This window comes from Undibacterium sp. Ren11W, from assembly GCF_049340485.1.
Lineage (GTDB): Bacteria > Pseudomonadota > Gammaproteobacteria > Burkholderiales > Burkholderiaceae_D > Undibacterium.
The window spans coordinates 49,153-71,571 of record NZ_JBMPPB010000006.1 but is presented as its reverse complement, the minus strand read 5'-3'; the positions used below and the strand labels follow the sequence as shown (position 1 = coordinate 71,571).

The window sequence follows — 22,419 nt, the reverse complement described above, 5'->3', positions numbered from 1 at the left end:
GTTGATGCTTAGTTCTTATTATCGAACTTTGCCTTCAACAACGCGCCAAGGCTAGTTGTACCGGAAGCTGCATTAGAATTAGTGTCAGTAGACATCTTTTGCATTGCTTCTTGTGTTTCAGCAGAATCTTTTGCCTTGATAGACAATTGGATACCACGTGCTTTACGATCGATGTTCAATACCAGAGTTTCGACAGTATCGCCAACTTTCAGGTGAGTACCAGCATCTTCCACGCGGTCGCGGGAGATTTCGGAAGCGCGCAAGTAGCCTTCGACTTCGTCAGCCAATTGAATTACAGCACCTTTAGCTTCGACTGACTTAACAGTACCAGTAACGATGGCACCTTTGTCATTCATAGCGCAATAGTTGTTGAATGGGTCGCCTTCGAGTTGTTTAACACCCAGGGAAACACGTTCACGCTCAACGTCGATCGCCAGAATAATGGCTTCCAACTCGTCACCTTTCTTGAAGCGACGTACGGCTTCTTCGCCGGTTTCGTTCCAAGACAGATCAGACAAATGCACCAAACCGTCGATGTTACCGGACAAGCCGATAAATACGCCGAAATCAGTGATAGATTTGATTGCGCCGCGGAGCTTATCGCCCTTCTTGTGGTTGATCGCGAAATCATCCCAAGGATTAGCTTTGCACTGTTTCATACCTAAGCTGATACGACGACGGTCTTCGTCGATTTCCAGAACCATGACTTCAACTTCATCGCCCAATTGAACAACTTTATTTGGTGCAACGTTTTTGTTAGTCCAGTCCATTTCAGAAACGTGTACCAAACCTTCGATACCCTGCTCGACTTCAACGAATGCGCCGTAGTCAGTCAGGTTCGTTACTTTACCGAACAAACGGGTGTGTTGTGGGTAACGACGTGACAGGCCAGTCCAAGGATCGTCGCCCAATTGTTTTACACCCAGAGAAACACGGTTTTTCTCTTGATCAAACTTCAGAATCTTAGCAGTGATCTCTTGACCGACTGTCAATACTTCTGAAGGATGACGTACACGACGCCATGCCAGATCAGTGATATGCAACAGACCATCGATACCGCCCAGATCCACGAATGCGCCGTAGTCAGTGATATTTTTTACGATACCGACGACCACTGTGCCTTCTTTCAGTGTTTCCATCAGTTTTTGACGCTCTTCGCCCATCGATGCTTCTACTACAGCGCGGCGGGACAGAACAACGTTGTTACGCTTACGATCGAGTTTGATAACCTTGAATTCCAAGGTTTTACCTTCGTAAGGGGTAGTGTCTTTTACTGGACGAGTATCGACCAATGAACCTGGCAAGAAAGCGCGGATGCCGTTGGTCAGAACAGTCAAACCACCTTTAACTTTACCATTGACAGTACCAATAACGATTTCACCAGACTCCAACGCTTTTTCAAGCGCAAGCCATGAGGCCAAACGTTTTGCTTTGTCGCGGGACAAGATAGTGTCGCCGAAACCGTTTTCCAGCGAATCAATCGCTACGGAAACGAAATCGCCGATGTTAACTTCCAATTCGCCTTGGTCGTTTTTGAATTCTTCAACAGGGATAAATGCTTCAGACTTGAGGCCAGCATTTACGATCACGAAATTGTGGTCGATACGAACGACTTCAGCAGAAATGACTTCGCCAGAACGCATATCTTGACGAGACAGCGATTCTTCAAACAAAGCAGCAAAACTATCTGCGCCGGTATCGAAACCTTGAGACATGAAAACAGTAGACATAATATTCACGAGTGAGCCGGAATAGTGCAAAGGCGCTATTTACCGGGTTAGATTAAACAATCCCTTATCATTTTCATATAAGGGCACGGCAACTTTCATAATATGGATGATTTAATTCACACATTAGAAAGCTTTACTGCATTTGCATATAATTCGAGCACCGCATGTACCGACTCATCGACGGACAACTCTGAGGTATCTAGAATTACAGCACCTGGCGCTGGCTTAAGCGGAGCGGCAGTTCGGGCAATATCCCTCGCATCACGCTCAGCCAAATCTTTTACCAAGTCTTCCATAGTAGCAGAAATTCCCTTTTCTTTCAATTGCTTATAACGTCTGCCGGCACGCGCCTCGACACTTGCAGTTAAGTACACCTTTTGTAGTGCATCCGGGAAAATCACGGTTCCCATATCACGTCCATCGGCCACCAAGCCAGGGGCAAAACGAAACGCCACTTGTAAATCGAACAAGGCCTGACGTAATTTTGGCAATACGGCTATCTTAGAGGCCGCCACGCCGATAGACTCAGCACGCACAGCATCGGTAACATCCTCGCCATCAAGTAAGACATGTCCCTTAACAAACTGACATGGCAAAACGCGTGCCAAGTCTGCCAAGGCAACCTCATCCTCAAGGGAAATGCCTTGTTGCGCGGCGGACAGCGCCGTCAATCGATACAAGGCGCCAGAATCGAGGTAATGAAAGCCCAAATGTTTGGCAACTCTATGTGCCACAGTTCCTTTACCAGAAGCGGTAGGCCCATCTATTGTAATTACGGGAACAGTCAAAATAACTCCTTATGATTAATCTTGGCAAAGGCTTCAAAATAATCAGGAAAAGTCTTCGCCACACATTTTGGATCATTGATACGCATAGCCGCACCGCGGCGCGCTTTACCATCCAGCGTTGCGAGTGAAAAACACATTGCCATTCTATGGTCGTCGTAGGTGTCTATGGTTGCCGCTAGTATCTGCGCCGGCGGTGTTACGGTCATATAGTCAGCCCCCTCCTCGACCACAGCACCGAGCTTACGCAACTCCGTTGCCATCGCAGCGATTCTATCGGTTTCCTTGACGCGCCAACTGGCAATATTGCGCAAGACGGTAGTGCCATTGGCATACAAGGCGGCGATCGCAATCGTCATGGCAGCGTCGGGAATATGATTGAAATCCATATCGATAGCTTGCAAGACGCCATTCGATTTAGCTTCTATCCAGTTATCGCCACGGGTGATGGTCGCGCCCATTTTTTCTAGGGCCTCGGCAAAACGTACATCGCCCTGTATGCTATTTAAGCCTACGCCTTCAACCCGGATAGGGCCGCCGGCAATCGCCCCGGCCGCCAGAAAATACGAAGCAGAGGATGCGTCGCCCTCGACATGAATCACACCCGGCGAAACATACTGCTGCCCGGCCTTAATGGTGAATGCTTGCCAGCCATTGCGCTCAACCTCAACACCAAAACGCTGCATCAGGTTTAAGGTGATTTCTATGTATGGCTTGGAGATCAGCTCGCCCACCACTTCTATCACCACCTCATGCTGCTGCGCCATCAAGGGCGCTGACATCAAGACCGCGGTTAAAAACTGGCTAGAGACATTGCCCTTCACTTGCATGCGCTGCGCATGCAAGTGACCACGCTGTATATGCAAAGGCGGAAAGCCAGGATTGCCGGTGTAGGTAATTTGTGCGCCAACTGCGTTGAGAGCGTCGACCAAATCGCCGATCGGCCTTTCATGCATACGTGGCACGCCATGCACCGTATAGTCGCCGCCCAAGACTGCCAAGGCCGCCACCAGAGGCCGGATCGCAGTACCGGCATTGCCCATAAACAGATCGGCCTGATGCTTGGGGAATGCACCATCGGCACCCTGCACTGTGTAATTTTGGCTAGTTTCGTCCTGAGTCCAGTGGACGCCTAGCGCATGCAGAGCATTGAGCATTACCAGAGTATCGTCGGATGCCAGCAAATCCATGATCCGAGTTTCACCTTTGGCCAATGCCGCCAGTAATAAAATACGATTCGAGATACTTTTCGAGCCAGGCAAGCGCACCACGCCCTCTACCTCCATGGCCGGATGCAAATCGATATAGTGCGGATAATGCTTAATTTCTTGTGTCATGCTTATTCTCTAGCTTTTTTTGAATCGATATTTTTCTGCGCTTTTTGCAAAAAAAAAGCAGACCAAGCGCAGCCACAGCAAGTTGTTAGTTTTAGGGTTTACGCAAAATTGTCCCAGCTAGGCGTGCCGCCGAAGACAGTACTTGAGTACGGCAAGGCGGATACAACGACGCTGGGGCGGTTTTGCGTAAGTCCTAAGTTTATTCGAAAACTCAATCGCCGCCATCCTTGCGCTGTTTCTCTGCCGATTCTATGGCAGTGATCCAATTATGCCTTGCCAACTGCGCGTTAGTATAAATCGCCTCGATAGCCGCGCCGTCATCAGCTTGCAGATGGGCGCGCAAACGTGCCAGTTGCGCGGTATAGGAATCGAGTTCCTGCAGCATGGCATCACGGTTCGCCAGGCTAATGTCGCGCCACATTTCTGGAGAGGATCCTGCGATGCGAGTGAAATCTCGAAAGCCGCTAGCCGCATATTGAAACAAGCGCTCGGCATGCGGTTTTCTGGCGATATCATCGACCAGTGCATACGCCAGCAAATGTGGCAAATGGCTAACCGAGGCGAATACGCCATCATGCTCTGCCGGGCTTAAATGATGGATGATGGCACCGCATTGCTGCCACGCGTAGGCCACCAAATTGACATCTTCTACAGAATTTTCGGGCAAGCGCGTGATGACGACTTTTTTACCCACATACAGGTCGCTCAAGGCGGCCTCGGGGCCATTTAACTCACGACCAGCAATCGGATGGGCTGGCACAAATTGCGCTAATTTTTCACCCATGATCTGTTGCGCGGCAGCCACCACATCGGCCTTGGTGCTACCTGCATCGGTCACTACTGTGCCTGCTTGCAAGTAAGGCTGTATCGCTGACAAAATGGTGGCAGTCTGTGCCACAGGGGCGGCGATCAAAATCAGATCAGCGCCACGCACCGCATCCTCAACTGATGTCGCGATCTGATCGATAATGCCTAACTCTTGCGCGCGCTGTAGTGAAGCCAGGCTACGGCCAACACCGACCACCTGCTGCACCGTACCGGCTTTTTTCAAGGCTAGGGCAAAAGAGCCACCAATCAAACCGACCCCGAAGATGGCGATGCGTTTAAATACATGCGAAGCCGGATTGCTATTATTTCCCATCGCTAGGCCATTCACTTTTTCGATTTTAAAAAGGGAACTTCTAAAAACCCTTTAATCGGGATGCAGCGCACGGCGCAAACCGGAGCAATACGTCGGTATTGCGAGGATTTGCAACGCCGCGATGCGCCCGAGTATAGGTTTTTTAGAAATTTCCAAAAACTATTACGCACTATCCATGGACCTTCTGGCACGAAAATGGCTGGAAAGCCGCATGGATAATGCGCATACTAAATTGAGCTACAGACATCCTTAGGTACAAGGATAAGAGCCCAGGACTTTAAAGAAGGCGGCATTATCATTGAGCTCAGCCATCGCTGCTGCGACCTTGGCATCCATCACGTGCCCTTCAACATCGACATAGAAATAGTATTCCCAATTGCCGGTACGCGCTGGGCGCGATTCAAAGCGCGTCATGGAGACACTATGTTTGGCCAGCGGTGCCAATAAGTCGTACACCGCACCGGCCTTGTTCGGTACCGCCAATACTAATGAAGTCTGATCCTTGCCGCTCGGTGTGGTACGTAAACGGCCGATCACGGCAAAACGGGTACGGTTATGCGGATCGTCTTGTATGTGGGCACTAACTATGCCCAGATGATATTGCAGCCCAGCGATTTCACTGGCGATCGCGGCCACACTAAAGTCACCGCTGGCCATACGCGCCGCCTCGGCATTCGAGGTAACCGCCTGCCGCTCTACGTGCGGATAATGCTGGTTGAGCCAAGCCTGACATTGCGCCAAGGCTTGCGAATGGGCGCAAATACGGGTGATGCCTTCCATATTGCCAGACTTACTCATCAAGCTATGCTGTACCGGTATAGCCAATTCGCCGCTAATATTCAGACTGGTTTGCAATAGTAGATCAAGGGTACGGTTGACCGCGCCCTCGGAGGAATTCTCTATAGGCACCACACCAAAATCTGCAGTACCCGCCTCGGTGGCACGAAACACTTCATCAATTGAGACACAAGAGAGAGCCTGAATCGCATGGCCGAATTGTTGATACACAGCTTGCTCAGTGAAGGTGCCGACCGGCCCCAAAAATGCCACCACCACGCGACGTTCCAATGCGCGGCAGGCCGACATAATTTCACGAAAAATCAATTGCACATCGTCGCTATTCAAAGGACCGGGGTTGCGCTCGGCCACCCCGCGCAAGACCTGTGCCTCGCGCTCGGGCCGAAACACCGGCGCATTCGTCTCTGCCTTCAGATGGCCAACCGCTTCCGCTACACGGGCGCGCTGGTTCAGTAAATCAAGGATCTGGGCATCGATCGCGTCTATCTGATGACGCAAGGGGAGTAATTTATTGTCGCTCATAAGTAACCTAAAAACCGTTTTGTATCACAAGGCCGCTAACAACAATCTCAGTTAACGCTGGACATCTTACCTGCTCCCGCCAAGCTTTTGACTTGGTTCGTCAGCGCCACGGTTTCCAGGTGATGGATGATTCCATGCAAAGAAAGGGCTAACGAAGAGAGGAGACTAAATTTTACATCTGAAGCCAGAGACTGGATTTTTCGAGTCCAGTCTACACACTTAGCACAAAGCACTTAAGCGTGGCTACTGGCAAATTCCCGCATGAAGTTCACCAATGCCTGCACACCCTCGATGGGCATGGCGTTATAGATAGAAGCGCGCATGCCGCCTACTGACTTATGTCCTTTTAATTGCAATAAGCCGCGCTCTTTGGCTGCTGCCAGAAAAGCTGTATTATGCGTCTCATCACGCAAAAAGAAAGGCACATTCATGCGTGAACGGCAATCCTTTTCAATGCGATTGAGGTAAAAATCAGAGGCATCGAGAAAATCGTAAAGCAGCTTGGCTTTCGCAATATTTTTTTGTTCGATTGCGGCAACACCGCCCTGACGTTTCAACCACTGAAACACCAAGCCGGCAATATAGATCGCGTAAGTGGGCGGCGTGTTGTACATGGAATCGTTGTCGGCGACGATTTTCCAGTCAAACGCCGATGGGCAACATGGCAAGGCATGCCCCAACAAATCGTCACGCACAATGACGATGGTTAAACCGGCCGGACCTATATTTTTTTGCGCACCGCCAAAAATCACGCCGTATTTAGAGACATCGATCACGCGCGACAAGATCTGCGACGACATATCGGCAACGATAGGCGCCTCGCCCGTATCGCCTCCAACCTCAGGCGCGAAGTGGTACTCAACGCCATCGATGGTTTCGTTACTGCAGATGTGGACGTAGGCGGCATCCTTGGATAAATTCCAACTGGCACGCGCTGGCACGACGGTAAAACCACTCGCTTCGGCTGAGGCAGCAATATTTACGTTGCCATATTTGCGTGCTTCTTTGATCGACTTTGCAGTCCATGAGCCGGTATGGATAAAATCAGCCGTCGCCGGTTGCGGCTTGCGTCCCATCAAATTCATAGGGACGATGGCATTCTCACCCAAACCACCACCTTGCAGAAACAAGATTTTATAGTTGGCCGGCACTGCCAGCAACTCGCGCAAATCACTTTGCGCTGCTGCCATGATGGACATGAACTCGGGACCACGATGACTCATTTCCATGACCGACATGCCACTGCCATGCCAGTCCAGCATTTCGGCAGCAGCCTGCTGCAATACTTCTTTGGGTAGCACAGCAGGGCCAGCGGAGAAGTTATAAATCGTGCTCATCATATCTTTGTGTAGGGCGGCTTGTAAGCCGCCATCAGTTCAATTAAAAACGGCCGGTTATTAGCCGCCCTACATAGCGCTATTACTCAAAGGATTACTCAGCTGCGCCGCTCTCTTGATCATCGTTGGACGTGGTATCCGCATCAGCATCCACAGTAGAGTCTGCAGACTCTGCGACATCGGTATCCACATCAGTTTCAACGATACGCTGCAGACCGGACAACTTAGTTCCGTCTTCCACCGCGATCAAGGTCACGCCTTGCGTTGCGCGACCCATTTCACGGATCTCGGCAACACGGGTGCGTATCAAGACACCACCGGTAGTAATCAACATGATTTCATCGTTAGTATCGACCAAAGTAGCGGCTACCACTTTGCCGTTACGCTCAGAAGTCTGGATTGCGATCATGCCTTTTGTGCCGCGACCATGGCGCGTGTACTCTGCGATTGGCGTACGTTTGCCGTAACCATTTTCAGTCGCCGTCAAGACCGACTGCTGTTCGTTTTCAGCCACCAGTAAGGCGATCACTTGCTGACCTTCTTCCAGATTCATACCACGCACACCACGTGCGGTACGGCCCATAGGACGGACATCGTTTTCGTCGAAGCGTACCGCCTTGCCGGAATCGGAGAACAACATCACGTCATGCTTGCCATCGGTCAGCGCTGCACCGATCAAGAAATCGCCTTCATCCAGCGCCACCGCAATAATGCCGGCCTTGCGTGGATTACTAAAATCATTCAGAGGCGATTTCTTCACCGTTCCGAGACTGGTCGCCATGAAGATGTAATGATCTTCAGGGAAACTACGATTCGCGCCAGACAAAGGCAAAATCACGGTAATTTTTTCGCCATCCAAGAGCGGGAACATATTCACGATAGGCTTGCCGCGTGAATTGCGCGAGCCTTGTGGCACTTCCCACACTTTTAACCAGTACAGGCGACCGCGATTACTGAAGCACAAAATGTAATCATGGGTATTGGCGACGAACAATTGCTCTATCCAGTCATCATCCTTCGTTGCCATCGCCTGCTTACCGCGACCGCCGCGCTTTTGTGCACGGTATTCGGACACCGGTTGCGATTTCATATATCCGGTGTGCGACAACGTCACGACCATATCTAGCGGTGTGATTAAATCTTCCGTTTCCAAATCGGTCGCGTTGTGCACGATTTCGGAGCGACGAACATCCTTGTTACCGGCACCGTATTCGTTCATGCAGGCAGTCAATTCGTCAGTAATGATGACGGTAACGCGCTCAGGCTTGGACAAAATATCCAGCAAGTCGGCGATTTCAGACATCACATCTTTGTATTCATTGACGATCTTGTCTTGTTCCAAACCAGTCAAGCGTTGCAAACGCATTTGCAAAATTTCTTGCGCCTGATCGTCTGACAATTTATACAGACCGTCAGTTTGGATACCGTAATGCTTAGGCAGGCTCTCAGGACGGAAAGCTTCGATACCGGCAGGATTATCCGCAGCAGTACGCGTCAACATCTCGCGCACCATAGAGCTATCCCAGGCACGATTCATCAACTCGAGTTTCGCCAAAGGTGGCGTAGGCGCGGCCTTGATGATGGCGATAAAATCGTCGATATTGGCTAGTGCAACCGCCAGACCTTCTAATACATGGCCGCGTTCGCGTGCTTTGCGCAGTTCAAATACGGTACGACGTGTCACGACTTCGCGGCGATGCGACAAGAAGCATTCCAGCATCTGCTTAAGATTCAGCAACTTCGGCTGACCGTTCACCAGCGCCACCATATTCATACCGAAGGTGTCTTGCAACTGAGTCTGTTTATACAGATTATTCAAGACAACTTCTGGTACTTCACCGCGTTTCAGTTCAATCACTACGCGCATACCGGACTTATCCGATTCATCGCGAATATCGGAAATACCTTCCAGTTTCTTATCGCGTACATTCTCAGCGATACGCTCCAGCAAGGATTTCTTATTCACCTGATAAGGCAATTCATCAACGATGATGGCGGTGCGGCCTTCTCTACCGTACTCTTCAAAATGGGTCTTGGCGCGCATCACTACACGGCCGCGGCCAGTACGATAACCGTCACGCACACCCGAAACGCCGTAAATAATACCGGCAGTCGGGAAATCGGGAGCAGGAATGATCTCGATCAGTTCATCTATCGTGCAATCCTGATTGCGCAACACGTGCAGAGCACCGTTGATGACTTCAGTAATATTGTGCGGAGGAATATTGGTCGCCATACCAACCGCAATACCGGAGGCGCCATTGATCAAGAGATTAGGTATACGGGTCGGCAATACCGATGGCTCTTTTTCTTTACCGTCATAGTTGGGAACGAAATCTACCGTTTCCTTATCGATATCGGCCAAAATTTCATTGGCGATCTTATCTAGTCGACACTCGGTGTAACGCATCGCCGCGGCATTATCGCCATCGACAGAACCGAAATTACCTTGACCATCGACCAAGGTATAACGCAGAGAAAAATCCTGCGCCATCCGCACCAAAGTATCATAAATTGAGGCATCGCCATGGGGATGGTACTTACCCATGGTCTCACCGACCACACGGGCGCACTTAACAAATGGGCGATTGTACACATTATTCATCTCGTGCATCGCGAACAATACGCGTCTGTGCACAGGTTTCAAACCGTCACGAACATCTGGCAAAGCTCGACCAACGATTACGCTCATGGCGTAATCGAGGTAGCTCTTGCGCATTTCTTCTTCAAGGGAAATCGGGAGTGTTTCTTTTGCGAATTGATCCATTGGCGGGCCGGCAGATTTAGAGCTTGGTTGATAATAACGAAGCAAGCCTACGACTGGCGCAGCTTGACTTCGAGTCCAAAAAATATGTCTTTGAATTGCATCAATCTAAATGAATTCGGCGACTAGCATAGTTTGGCGCTGAACTTCTGATTCTAACATGTCTATACAGTGACAACATCGTTTTTACACACCGCAAAAATCCGTCAAGTGCCAATTATTCGCGAATGCTCTAGACGCACTAACTTTTCTACATCAAGACAAGCGAGACCATTAAAAAGTTAACGCACTGAAATTCATCCTAAGACATGGCATGTTAAGGCAATTAGCAGAAACCAATTAGCATCTTCCTCGGCCAACACAAAATCGATACGCAAAATTCCAAACTCAAGCTATTTAAGACCTCAACGAACGCGAAAATAAACATAGACACACGAACAGATCACCTCAATTTGCTGCAAACGCACAAATAATTCAAGCAAGAAAAAAATTAGTAAAAAAACTTGTCGAAACACTCTAAATCACAGAAAAAAACAACAAGACATTTGCAAATACAACATCGTAATCGAACTATCCACGTCACTTTGATCTGCCACTTATGGCTTAAATCACCAGAAAAGCAACTCATAACCAACAACAAAAAAACAAGTACATCTCTCCACAAAAATCATTGCAATTGAATCGCAATTTCATAGCGCAACTCTAAAAATACACTCTAAAAAAAACCACTCAAATCGATCAAAAAAATTCTTGTATTTTCCGTAGTAAAAATACGACATTACTTGCAAAATGTTACTTTACCAACTTCAAGCACTAGCATGAGCTCGTTTTTTATGTCAGAATGCTGCACAAGTACGATACTAATTGAATATTTGTTTAACGACATGACACAGTATTGTCATCAAGCACGTGGTAATATCCGATTTTATGCAGTCTTTTTGCGCAGTTAATCTGCGGTAATCTCACTCGAGAAGAGAAATATGAAAATTTTAGTCAAACTCGTTATTGCAGCGTCCGCAGTCGCCGCTTTTTCCGCATCCGCACAAACAATCACTGATATCAAAGCAAGAACTCCACACAGCGCTTATGTTCAAGATGCTCGTGGTGTTATCGCTCGCGATCCTTTCGGTCTGTGCTGGAGAACTGGCTATTGGACACCTGCTGATTCAGATGCAGTTGTAGGTTGCGATGGTGTCGTTGAGAAAGTTGCTCCTGTAGCTGCAGTTGTTGCTCCAGTTGTTGCTCCAGTTGCTCCAGCTAAAGTTGTTCCAGTTGCTCCTACATCTGAAAAAGTAACGTTCGCAGCTGATGCGTTCTTTGACTTCGACAAAGCGGTTCTGAAACCAGAAGCGAAATCAAAATTGGATGATATGGCTTCTAAACTGAAAGGTATCAACCTTGAAGTTGTGATCGCTGTTGGTCATACTGACTCTGTTGGCTCTGATGCTTACAACCAAAAATTATCTATCAAGCGTGCTGAAGCTGTAAAAGCGTACTTAGTAAGCAACGGCGGTATTGAAGCTAGCCGTGTATACACTGAAGGCAAAGGCAAAAAACAACCTGTTGCTGACAACAAAACTGCAGATGGCCGCACTAAAAACCGTCGCGTAGAAATCGAAGTTGTTGGTACACGTGCAGTAGCAAAATAATTAAATACGCCTAGGCGTATTTAAGCGAAACCCCGCTACGGCGGGGTTTTTTATTGCCCAAGAAAACATCGCATGACCATTGCAACACTGTCTCTACGCATTCCATATAGCGAATTCAAACAGCAAATTTGTAAAAGTGGCATAAAATAGCGATCTATTGCACTCACAAGCCTTACGCTACCCACATATATGACAACCATTAACGCCGATCCTGCAGAAATAAAAAAATTCAGCGACCTCGCTCATCGCTGGTGGGATCCAAGCTCCGAATTTCGCCCCTTGCATGAAATTAATCCCTTGCGCCTTGAGTGGATCAACAATTGCATCTCGCTAAGCGGAAAAAATGTCATAGACATAGGCTGCGGCGGCGGCATCCTGGCTGAATCAATGGCAAAAAAAGGGGCTAAAGTAACCGGCATAGACTTGTCTGATAAGGCACTCACAGTTGCGGACCTACACGGACTAGAATCGGGCATCTGCGTACGCTATGAGAAGATCGCCGCCGAAGACATGGCCGAGCGAGAGGCCGGGCAGTACGATGTAGTTACTTGCATGGAGATGCTAGAGCACGTTCCCGATCCAGCGTCGATTATCCGTGCATGTGCCAAACTTGTCAGACCGGGTGGCCACGTGTTTTTCTCCACCCTCAATCGCAACGCAAAATCTTACTTGTACGCAATAATTGGCGCAGAATACCTATTGCAGATGCTACCGAAGGGCACTCATGACTACGCCAAATTCATCACCCCCGCAGAGCTCTCACAAGCGATCCGCAACGCGAATTTGCAAGTTGATGCGATTAAAGGGATGAGCTATAACCCTTTGAGCCAAATCTATTCGCTCAATCAAGACACCAGCGTCAATTATCTGGTAGCCTGCACCCGCCCTGTGTAATCAATTAACTCTACACGTCATGATTGTCAGTTTTCGTGACGCGTACTTTTTTCGACACCATGAATTTACCCGCTCCATTAGCAATATTATTCGATCTTGACGGCACTCTTGCCGATACCGCCCCAGATCTGGCTGCTGCAGTAAATCTGATGCAAACCAGGCGCGGATTAACTGCATCTCCATACCTGAGTTTGCGTCCGCACGCGTCTGCTGGCGCACGTGGCTTAATCGGAGCGGGCTTCGACATCACTCCCGAGCATGCAGACTACGAAGCATTGCGCATTGAATTTCTAAACAATTACGAAGTCTCAATTGCAGTACACAGCCAGCTGTTTGAGCATGTAGCGACCTTACTTAATGGCCTGGAGCACCTGGGGATTCCGTGGGGCATAGTGACCAATAAGGCTAGCAGATTTACCACGCCATTGATCCCATTATTAAAATTAGAAAAATCGGCATGCGTCATTTCTGGCGACACCACCCCCCATGCAAAACCACATCCAGAACCCTTGCTAGAAGCCGCACGCCGACTGGATATACCGGCATCGCAATGCTGGTACATAGGCGACGACTTACGCGACATCCAAGCCGGTCAAGCCGCTGGCATGACTACGATCGCAGCCGCCTGGGGTTATTGTGGAGCAATTGAACCGACCCACTGGAAAGCCGATGCCATTCTTGACGCCCCTTTAGAATTGTTAGAGCTGGTCAGAGCTATACATTTAGCCATCGTCCGCCCTTGAAACTAGCGGACAGCACCCCATTTATTGGAGTATACTGAACAACCTTTGGGGACGACCTGGCTTCGACAGGGGTTGCAAAGCAGCGCAGGGCATACCGAGGCCTGACTACCTCGTAAATACAATCAGAAATATATAACTGCAAACGATAACTCGTACGCATTAGCAGCTTAATCGCTTGCTAACTCTACACCGTCTCTTCCCTAGGGCGGGCTGGCAACAGTAGTAGAGTCATTCATAGGGAATCGTCTTAGGTCGGGTTACTTGGCTCAAGATTAAAAAATAGGTAACTCGTCTTTGCGCAGCGTGTGCGTTCGCGTCGTAAGGGTTAAATTAAATAACAGCACTAAGTATGTAGAACTGTCTGTAGAGTGCTTCTGGACGCGGGTTCGATTCCCGCCGTCTCCACCAATATCGAAAACAAAAGGTCACCCAGTTTCATCGGGTGGCCTTTTGTTTTTTACTGCGACGGCAGGAATCGAACCCGCGTCGGCGAGGGTAAGTGCGAACGAAGAACAACACACATGTGCAGCTCTTTGCTTCACGAATCTGAGCAGCATACTTGCTGCGAAGTGGTGGGCAGGGGTATTCAGCCGCGAGCCTGAGAACGCGGTTGCGCTTGCCTGCGCAACAACGCGATTCCACCATCTCCACCAGTATTACGCTAAGCCACTGATTCGTCAGTGGCTTTTGCGTTGACGTCTTAAAATTTGACTGAATCACCGACACGCTGTTGGAAACGACATGTGCGGCAGACACAAAGACCATCACGTTTTTGACCACGGCAAGTGCGCTCTCAAATATTCCTGTCCTCGACGATACCAATCCGAATTTTTTCGCACGCTCCCCTACAATTAACATACTCCTATCCAGTATATTTTCATTGCGCAATAACTACATGCGCAAAGCTGGCATTTATTTAAAGAATTTGGGGAGTATATTCAAAGCGCTGACTGAGAGCGTTGCGTATTACATACTTTTTAAGGAATCCCTAAGACGCAATCGCGGCATATTGCTGCCCATACAAAACAGATTTCCCCTTCAAAAATGATCGTCGAATTCAGGCCGCCACTGTTTTTAATGCAACATCATTTCAACACGCCGCCCTTATAATGTGGCCTGACTTGTTTGTGCTTGCCGGACTATAGCGCCACAGCAGAAGTTCATCCTTACTGACTAGAAAATAAACAAAAATATGCTGTCTTTATCCGCTAACTCCTGCGCCACCCTACTTGCCCGCGCACCCTTTTCGCCAGTGGCAGAGTTGTCCCATGCGTAAACCGTCTGAGTTTGACTGGCGCACCATCGTCGCGCTCAATTCGGTTTCTACGCTGGCGCAAGTCGGTCAATTTGGCATCGCCTTTGTGGTGCTGCCGGTATGGCTGGTAGAGCAGGGCTTGGACGCCACTCAGTTGGGCATGTTCGCCGCCTCCTTATGGCTAGGGCAGTTGCCGGGTCTGGGATTTGCGCCCTGGTTATGCAAGCGTTTTGGCGATAAACAAGTCATCTTGGCGGGACTATTCTCGACCCTGCTCGCACTGCTGTGCACGGCACTGGTCGGCTGGCCCTTTTGGCTGATAGGCGGAGGACTGGCGGGCTTTGGTCTGGGCTTGCGCTGGATCGCTTTGGAGCCTTGGTTGTATCTGATTGCACCGGCCCATGCGCGCGGCCGCCTGGTCGGCTTTCATGAAACCCTGATTGCCTTAGCGCCGATAATCGCACCGGTATTGGCGGCCTATGCCGGCATCCATGGTAAGGCGGTATTTTGGATAGGCGCGGGGTTTACGTTGTCGGCCTTAGTCCCTCTGTCTTTTGCGAAGGTGGCTCCGATCAACACCCACCAGAACTCGGTACAGACGTCCGGCGAACATAAACTCAGTTTCCTGCGCCAGCCGCGTGATCGCCTGTTTAAGCAAGGCGTGATCATTGCTCTGCTGGGCGGCATGACTGAAGCGGCGGTCTCCGGCCTGTTTGCCGTTTATGCCCAAGAGCGCGGCTATACGGTAAATCAGATCACCGATTTACTCGCCCTGTTTGGCTTAGGCGGCTTACTCTTACAATACCCTGTGGGGTGGCTGACCGACCACAGCAGTCTGGGCACGGCGGCGATCAGCTGTGCAATCGGCACACTGCTGGTGGCGGTGACGATGACATTACCGATCACTTATTTGACGATGCAGATAACGGTATTTCTGCTCGGCGGCTGCATCACTGCCTTCCTCACCCTGGCTCTGATCGCCAGCACCACCACCGCATTTGGCGATATGGCACAAAATGTCAGCGTTCTTTCTATGCTGTATACGGTCAGTGCCGTGGCTGGCCCTTTAATGGCCGGCGTCATCATGAAGGCCACGCAGGGTGATGCGCTGATGTGGTTTATCGCAATGGCGGCCCTCATCATGGCAGCGGCTTTAGCCATATCGGGTTCGGGTAAATGGCGGCGCTAACCAAGGTCCGCGCTGACATGCCGGCAACTGTAAGAACCGGATCGACCTTGCGAGCTGCGCTTATTTGAGTCTGGCTTATATGTACTTGACTCGTAAATACGGTTTGCTTGATGCTTGTTGCCCCCGTACCAAGTACGCACGCTATACTGATTAGCTGCACGACAATAAGCCGCACACTATTTTTGAGAGAGCCATGAATCTTCAAGAAGTAAAAAACTATTGCCAAGCTTTGCCGCAGGTTGAGGAAGAATTATTTGGACCACCTTCGAATATTTTGGTGTACTCGGTCAAAGGCAAAAAATTTGCCTATTTCAAGACCAGCACGCCTGAGCAATGGCGCTTCAGCCTGCGCGTGACGCCCGATCGATTTCTCGAATTAACGGACCAGGCGGGCATCAAGCCGGCGCGATACATGCAACGCTTTCATTGGATTAGCATCGTCAAGGTGGGTAGCATGGACCCCGCCTATCTGAAGGAACTGATCAATGGCTCGTATGCCAAGGCACTCAGCAGTTTGCCTAAGCGGGTGCAGGCCGAAATCGGCGCAGTAATTTAACTGCGTCTAGCGAATTAACTTTGCAGCAAACCGCCATCTTTACGCTAAACAACTCACCCGGCGCGCTCGCTCATAAACTATGCTTTCCTGCAGGCTTGCTACGCTCGCTATCAAAGAACACCTACTCAGGCGCAGACAAATCTAATCTTCCAAAGCCTGCCCCGTGGAGCGCGCCACCACTCTGATAAATGAGTGGGCGACACGCAAAACCACGCGTGTTTTCTACCGTTAAAAAATCACGCATGATGTCCGGTATTTTTGACAATCCTGCGGCTCAAGCTGAGCGTACTAAGGAGATCGAAATACGGAGATCGAAATCAAGAGATAGAAATAAGGGCAGAGATCATTTTCCTTGATGAAGAATTGGCCAGATTAATTGCTTCCGCTAATTTTACTGACTAGCCAGCGGCTTAGCGGGCGGCGACGTCAGGCGCTGCACCATGGCGCGCACCGCCTTCAATTGCGAACCAGACTGTAATGCATAATTAGGCCCGGTATAACCGAACCAGTCCCAGCACCCCTTAGGGTTATACGGAATTGTGCTCGCGTTCACCTGCGGATACAGCACGATGATGCTATTCGTATCGGCCCAGTCGTTATAGCTGCTCTTGCCATAGAAATCATCTTTTACGACGGCCGCCGATTGCAAACAGCCGTGGAAAGCTACATGCACCTTGCAAGCCTCCCCTTGTTTGCAATTTTGTGGCACGTAGGCATAGGCATCCGCAGCCATGCCGGTAGACGCATCCGAGAATTCACTTTGATTGAAAGTAATTAGATTACCGCTGCGCTTTTTAGCCGGGGCCAGCATAGCCCCGTAAATATGCGTGAAGATGGCACCGGGTTGATCATAGGCCTGGTGTTTGACGCTGCAATGACTGATGTAAGGCGCAGCATTGGCATCGCAAGCATTGCCAAAGGCAGGCGTAATCAGGGCATGCCCCGACGGCATGTTATTCACATACAGTAAATTGGCATCAGGCACACCAATATCCTTGAAGAAAGCGACCGTCGCATCGACCGCCTGCTGATACACCACCGTATCCTTGGTGCCGCTAAAGACGTAGATACGATCATTTTTCAAATCGCTCAGAGGATCGATCTGACCGCTAGCAGCAAAGCCCTGCGCTGCCACCAGCATGCCAGCTGGATTTGGCGGTACAAATGGCACCAGCCCCATACACACAGCCGCATTGAGCAGACTGCCCGCCGCGCAATAATAAGGCCCGCCCGCCACCACACCGGCCCCCACGACCGAGCTGGAAAAAGCGACTTGATATTGCACCGCCATAAAAGCCCCGGACGACAAACCCGAGACCGAAGTAGCCTTGCCGCTAGCGCCGAAGGCTGGCAGGTTCGCCGACACATTACCGTTGGCTTGCGCCATTGAAGTGATAGCAATAGCGAGGGCGAGAAAGATTGCAATACGAAACAATTTCATCATAAGCTCCTGGAAAAAGTAACGAGAATCAGGCTTCATCTGACAGGGAAAATTGATGCAACGCACAATCCCTGCCACGCAAAGATTCTCATATAAAAAGGGAAATTAAAAGCACTTTTTATATTTTTATATTAGCAATAAAAAAATTTCCTGGCGAAAATTTGAATGGCATTACTTCAGTAGCAAGTCGCCTCGATTCGTATTGCACAATTGATGTCATACCAGGAGATGGCCGCGCTAGTAAGGTAAGACAATCCGCTTTTTTTGGGGGGAGGATCGCGGCTTATTTCCGATTGGCAATCTGTCGATAAATTTTACAATCGCCATCCCAAGCAATTTCAGCCTTAATGCTCACCTCATTAAATATTGATTAAAAACAGAAACTTAGATTAAAAATTCTTAATTTGGCATCGTTTATGCTTCACGTCTTAAGGAGTTTGTGGCTGCAATAAACACGCCAAACTTCCCATCAAAACGGCGATCAGAATGAAGTAAATGTCTGGATCACTTCCGTCCTATCCATCTTCCAATCCCAAGCACCATCAAGAGAACATTTTGCACCGCAATCACCGAGGCAGCAGTAAGGAGAAAAATAATGAAGCCTAATGACATTTTTTCAATTTTCGTTTGTGCATTCCACTCCCTGATTCGGAATCTGATCAGATTAATAGTTTTTTCAATCACGATTTCCGCCCTGCTATTCGGCACACTGAGCGTCGCTAGCGCCCAGACAACCAGGGCCGATGCCGAGACGAAGTTATTAAGCAAGGTAGAGAAATCCGTGGAGGTACTCAAATCGATTCAAACACTCATAGAAGATATTGAGAACAGTGGGCTTCTTCCCAATCCAGATCTGGAAAAAAAACTCAAGGCATTGAAAAAAGACCAGTCAGACCTGAAGAAGGCGCTCAAGGATGCGATGAAAAGCTTGGAAGCTTCTTTGCTTTCAGGCGGGCAGCCATCCATTGATAATCGCTTTCTAGCAAGCTTTGTGGTGCCAGGCACTTTGACCTCACTGGAATTTCAATTTTTAGATCCTATTACTCACTTTGTGGTGGTCGGTCCAAATGTTGCTTCAGTTCAATATGAAACGATTCCAGATCCAGAGCATCCCGACGTACGAATCAGCTTGGGCACATCAAACGACGCTGCAAATCACTTTGCGTTCAACTTCGTAATCAACGATATCATCCAGATCATCATTGCGACGCCCCTCGATGCTGCGGGTATTCCGCTGTTTTTGCGCGGAGTGAGCGACACCGACAATATTGCAGCAGGAATCATGGTTGCGATCGACAATACAAATGTTATTCCGGTTCCAGCAACAGCATTCCTAGTGATGAGTGGTCTTGCACTGATTGCACTTCGCAGGCGATTGCAAATCCCTCATAGCTAGAGTTTTATCAGCCCAAGCTAGCTAGCTTGATTTTGATTAAACACGTTTAATAGGGCGGGTGAAACCCGCATCGTTTTATGAAAATTTGCAATTGTTGAAATAAAATACCACCTGACGAGTTCTTTTTAACGGGCTTATCTACGTCAGTCAGCGCGGGTTTCACCCGCCCTACAAGGCTGTGAATATAGGCGCCCCCGCACAATTTCATTAAACGCTGGACTGAAATAAAACTGCCACCACAGCATTGCACTCGCCTAGCGCGGTGTGGGTATCAGGTATGACATCGCTCGTTCAGCATTGCGTGCGGCGCGATACTCCTTACGGGTTGCCAGCGCGGGTTTCACCCGCCCAAGGCTTAAAACAATGAAGGATCAAGAACCTGCATCAATTGCCGAATTTTTTGGCCCTCGCTATCTTTGAGCAGCGCATACAGTCGGCACTGCAAAACGCCACCCTCAACCAGGGCCTGCATCAGTCCCGGGCAGTTATTCCCTTGAAGATCTTGGACATAATCATCGGGCCACTCTTCAAAAAAACTGCCGTCTTCGAGAAATGGTGCCATGTTCACGAACGCCTGCCAGTCCATTGCCTCGTCCCTATCATGACTGAAGCCGAAAGCATCAGCGGATCGATCAACGCACGCCCAATCGAGATCGATAAGGCAGTCAATCAGATTGTCCTCGCGGCTCAGGTCTTCATCTGGCGTATAGTCCAAGGCCCCGAGCAGAGACCAAGAGCGTTCGCTACGGATGCGAATTAAGGAAGCACCGCTACGCGCCTGATATCCCATTTACTCTGCCCTCCGTGTCGCATCCAGCAATGCCGACGACACCGCACCATATTCATGTTCCCAAGGGCTTTCCACCTCAACACCGCCGGTCTTTACATGCTCCCATATAGTCTTAAAAGCCGGTGTGAATTCCCGTTCATTAAACATGCAGATGAGTTTTCGGGAGAAATGTGCACGGCGCTCATCATCTTCAGCCTGCTGCTTAAAATTAGCAATGCGGTACAGGGCGATCAGCAGTAACTGAAGGTATGCGTAGGATGTAGGGACGCTATCTAAGACGCATTGACAGTACCAAGTCTCCAAAGGCAGATCGTACTGAAACAACATATCCTGCGCACCAAGATTCAAAGGGAGCTCCAAAGTCAGCCACTGACTCCAGGTCCAAAGATCATCGTAACTATACGCGGGCATTCGGGTTTTATGCTGCTCGCCTGGCAGGTGAAAACTCACTTGCTTGGGGTCTGGGCGCATCAAGCGGAACAGCCGCTCATTATTACCCTGGGTATGCATCAGCAATTCTTTATAATAAATATACGGTGGCTTTTTGCCTACAGGCGGCAATGCGCGCAACTCACTCGCCAGATGAGGAATTTCTTTCTCAACCACCTCACAATGAGCGACACGGAAGCCGCCGCCGCAACTAGTGATGCAAGCAATGCTCGTGAGACTATACAAGCCAGCCATAATATCGCGCGGCTTGACTTGATAAGAGCTCATATAAGCATCACGCAAGGGCCGCAAAACTTCCTCATCCTGGCAGGGATGCAAATACAGAAACAGCATCAAATCAAGATGTCCATCCTCGTTATCCCAATCCTGGAGCTTTTCCCAATCAGGAAGCGTACCCTTGAAAAAATAGCGCTTGATAATCGCAGTGGCTTTTTTACCCTTATGCTGCCCATACAGCAGTTTTTCAATTTCGCGCCACTGCTGCTCGCGCTCGGCCATCCAGACCTTGTTTTTCGGCTGCCAATAACTGGTATCAAAATCTTTAAACGCGTCCGGTTTCATGCTCATTAGCCTCTAATTTTAAAGGGAAGGTTTACAAAAAAACTAAACCTAAAACTCGCCTACATAATAATGCTCAGGCTGATATTCAGGATGATCGGGATCCGGATACTTAAATTCCAAAGCATTTAAATCGATACGGCCTTGATAGTTTTTTGCGGCCAGCCATACTTCTTTCAAGGCTGACGGAATAGGTCTATGGTCTAGCATAGCGCGGATTTTTTGAGCATAAAGATGTCGCTCTGAAGACGCCAAACCTGCCTCAGGCTCGGGATACCTTGCCAGTAACTGCAGATAAGAATTTAAATAAAATGCCCCGCCGACACTACCCTCAAGCTTACGCATATAGTCGTCGGACAGTGCCGCATACCAATGCTCATACATGTAATAAGTAATCATATAAGGATTGTGCGGTTTTCGCGCATCAAGCCAAAAACAAAAATCTCTATAAAATCGCCATGAATTAGATCCGGAATGCCCGGAGAAATCAAAAAGCGCTTCATTTTTATATTCGTAGTAATTGGCCGAATTTTTTTCTGCAGCCAAAAATTCTATCAATTTTCGCTCAGCCCCGCCCATAAAACCTAAGGGAGGAATCAACTTAGACCCAAACACCGGAGTGGTGCCATCATAGGCATCGCTATCAGCATGCTGCCAAAGAATATGATAAGTTTCACTGATACTTTTTTGTATTTGCCAGCCCCAGTTATCCCCTCTACATTCATCCCTCCATGATTCGCCATTGTCACCATCAATAGGCTCGATATTAATGTCGGTACGCCATGCAGCAGGCCCAGCCAATAACCGCTCGGTCACCGCACGCCACGACTCTATACTCTGATCTGGACATAGCCATAGCCTATACACCAATGGAATAGGGTCTTTGCGACCGGGATGCTGCTTAGGCTCGGTACCCCGCAAATAATAAGACTCAAACACCTTGAGCTCGGCCTTGGTATGAAGCTCGCAATATTCCAGCCTTAGTTTCACGTCATCCCAAGACTGTTTACGCGCATCTAACTGTGCCCTGCCAAGTTTATTCAGGACTGAAGCAGTCATTAACAAACTCCTTAATTCAATATTT

The 22,419-nt window shown here is 49.1% G+C and carries 17 protein-coding genes and 1 other RNA gene; 7 read left to right on the top strand and 11 right to left on the bottom strand.

Annotation, left to right across the window (positions count from 1 at the left end; genetic code table 11):
* Nucleotides 1-8: 8 nt before the first annotated feature.
* The 7 genes from rpsA to gyrA all read right to left on the bottom strand — a co-directional run bounded on the left by rpsA (nt 9) and on the right by gyrA (nt 10,417).
* Nucleotides 9-1,730, bottom strand: a complete 1,722-nt coding sequence (rpsA, locus tag ACO0K8_RS14490) for a 30S ribosomal protein S1 (RefSeq protein WP_227869551.1) — start codon at nt 1,728-1,730, stop codon at nt 9-11.
* A gap of 116 nt (nt 1,731-1,846) precedes the next feature.
* On the bottom strand, nt 1,847-2,518 hold the full coding sequence (cmk, locus tag ACO0K8_RS14485; protein ID WP_422947370.1) for a (d)CMP kinase: 672 nt from the start codon (nt 2,516-2,518) through the stop codon (nt 1,847-1,849).
* Nucleotides 2,515-3,852 (bottom strand): 3-phosphoshikimate 1-carboxyvinyltransferase, encoded by a 1,338-nt coding sequence (aroA, locus tag ACO0K8_RS14480; protein WP_422947369.1) that lies wholly within the window; start codon nt 3,850-3,852, stop codon nt 2,515-2,517. The genes cmk and aroA overlap by 4 nt, the downstream gene beginning before the upstream one ends.
* Before the next feature lie 211 nt (nt 3,853-4,063).
* The gene (locus ACO0K8_RS14475; RefSeq protein ID WP_422947368.1) at nt 4,064-4,993 is read right to left on the bottom strand and encodes a prephenate dehydrogenase; all 930 of its coding nucleotides are present in this window, start codon (nt 4,991-4,993) and stop codon (nt 4,064-4,066) included.
* Between the two features lie 249 nt (nt 4,994-5,242).
* Nucleotides 5,243-6,313, bottom strand: coding sequence for a prephenate dehydratase (gene pheA, locus ACO0K8_RS14470; protein WP_422947367.1), 1,071 nt, complete (start codon nt 6,311-6,313; stop codon nt 5,243-5,245).
* A gap of 233 nt (nt 6,314-6,546) precedes the next feature.
* A complete protein-coding gene (gene serC / locus ACO0K8_RS14465; protein ID WP_422947545.1) occupies nt 6,547-7,650 on the bottom strand; it encodes a 3-phosphoserine/phosphohydroxythreonine transaminase in 1,104 nt (367 codons plus the stop codon).
* Nucleotides 7,651-7,744: 94 nt separating this feature from the next.
* The gene (gyrA, locus tag ACO0K8_RS14460; RefSeq protein ID WP_422947366.1) at nt 7,745-10,417 is read right to left on the bottom strand and encodes a DNA gyrase subunit A; all 2,673 of its coding nucleotides are present in this window, start codon (nt 10,415-10,417) and stop codon (nt 7,745-7,747) included.
* A 977-nt stretch (nt 10,418-11,394) separates the two neighbouring features.
* On the opposite strand from gyrA, the gene ompA reads away from it, so the two are divergent.
* The 6 genes from ompA to ACO0K8_RS14430 all read left to right on the top strand — a co-directional run bounded on the left by ompA (nt 11,395) and on the right by ACO0K8_RS14430 (nt 16,700).
* Nucleotides 11,395-12,063 (top strand): outer membrane protein OmpA, encoded by a 669-nt coding sequence (gene ompA / locus ACO0K8_RS14455; RefSeq protein ID WP_422947365.1) that lies wholly within the window; start codon nt 11,395-11,397, stop codon nt 12,061-12,063.
* A gap of 189 nt (nt 12,064-12,252) precedes the next feature.
* Entirely contained in the window at nt 12,253-12,957 is a 705-nt protein-coding gene (ubiG, locus tag ACO0K8_RS14450) for a bifunctional 2-polyprenyl-6-hydroxyphenol methylase/3-demethylubiquinol 3-O-methyltransferase UbiG (RefSeq protein WP_422947364.1), read from the top strand.
* Nucleotides 12,958-13,016: 59 nt separating this feature from the next.
* Nucleotides 13,017-13,700: an HAD-IA family hydrolase gene (locus ACO0K8_RS14445; protein ID WP_422947363.1), complete on the top strand. Its 684-nt coding sequence runs from the start codon at nt 13,017-13,019 to the stop codon at nt 13,698-13,700.
* A gap of 47 nt (nt 13,701-13,747) precedes the next feature.
* Nucleotides 13,748-14,108: a transfer-messenger RNA gene (ssrA, locus tag ACO0K8_RS14440) on the top strand.
* Nucleotides 14,109-14,968: 860 nt separating this feature from the next.
* Nucleotides 14,969-16,144: an MFS transporter gene (locus ACO0K8_RS14435; RefSeq protein WP_422947362.1), complete on the top strand. Its 1,176-nt coding sequence runs from the start codon at nt 14,969-14,971 to the stop codon at nt 16,142-16,144.
* A 193-nt stretch (nt 16,145-16,337) separates the two neighbouring features.
* On the top strand, nt 16,338-16,700 hold the full coding sequence (locus ACO0K8_RS14430; RefSeq protein ID WP_422947361.1) for an MmcQ/YjbR family DNA-binding protein: 363 nt from the start codon (nt 16,338-16,340) through the stop codon (nt 16,698-16,700).
* Nucleotides 16,701-17,091: 391 nt separating this feature from the next.
* Here ACO0K8_RS14430 and ACO0K8_RS14425 read toward each other — a convergent pair whose 3' ends face one another.
* Nucleotides 17,092-18,141 carry a depolymerase gene (locus ACO0K8_RS14425; protein ID WP_422947360.1) on the bottom strand — a complete coding sequence of 350 codons (1,050 nt, stop codon included), beginning with the start codon at nt 18,139-18,141 and terminating at the stop codon, nt 17,092-17,094.
* Between the two features lie 595 nt (nt 18,142-18,736).
* On the opposite strand from ACO0K8_RS14425, the gene ACO0K8_RS14420 reads away from it, so the two are divergent.
* A complete protein-coding gene (locus ACO0K8_RS14420) occupies nt 18,737-19,537 on the top strand; it encodes a hypothetical protein (RefSeq protein WP_422947359.1) in 801 nt (266 codons plus the stop codon).
* Nucleotides 19,538-19,892: 355 nt separating this feature from the next.
* On the opposite strand, the gene ACO0K8_RS14415 is transcribed toward ACO0K8_RS14420, so the two are convergent.
* The 3 genes from ACO0K8_RS14415 to ACO0K8_RS14405 are packed head-to-tail and all read right to left on the bottom strand — an operon-like array spanning nt 19,893 to nt 22,394.
* Nucleotides 19,893-20,327, bottom strand: a complete 435-nt coding sequence (locus ACO0K8_RS14415) for a hypothetical protein (RefSeq protein ID WP_422947358.1) — start codon at nt 20,325-20,327, stop codon at nt 19,893-19,895.
* Complete coding sequence (locus ACO0K8_RS14410; RefSeq protein ID WP_422947357.1) at nt 20,328-21,338, bottom strand: hypothetical protein; 1,011 nt, start codon at nt 21,336-21,338, stop codon at nt 20,328-20,330. It lies immediately after the preceding gene.
* Between the two features lie 48 nt (nt 21,339-21,386).
* Nucleotides 21,387-22,394, bottom strand: coding sequence for a hypothetical protein (locus ACO0K8_RS14405; protein ID WP_422947356.1), 1,008 nt, complete (start codon nt 22,392-22,394; stop codon nt 21,387-21,389).
* Between the last annotated feature and the right edge of the window lie 25 nt (nt 22,395-22,419).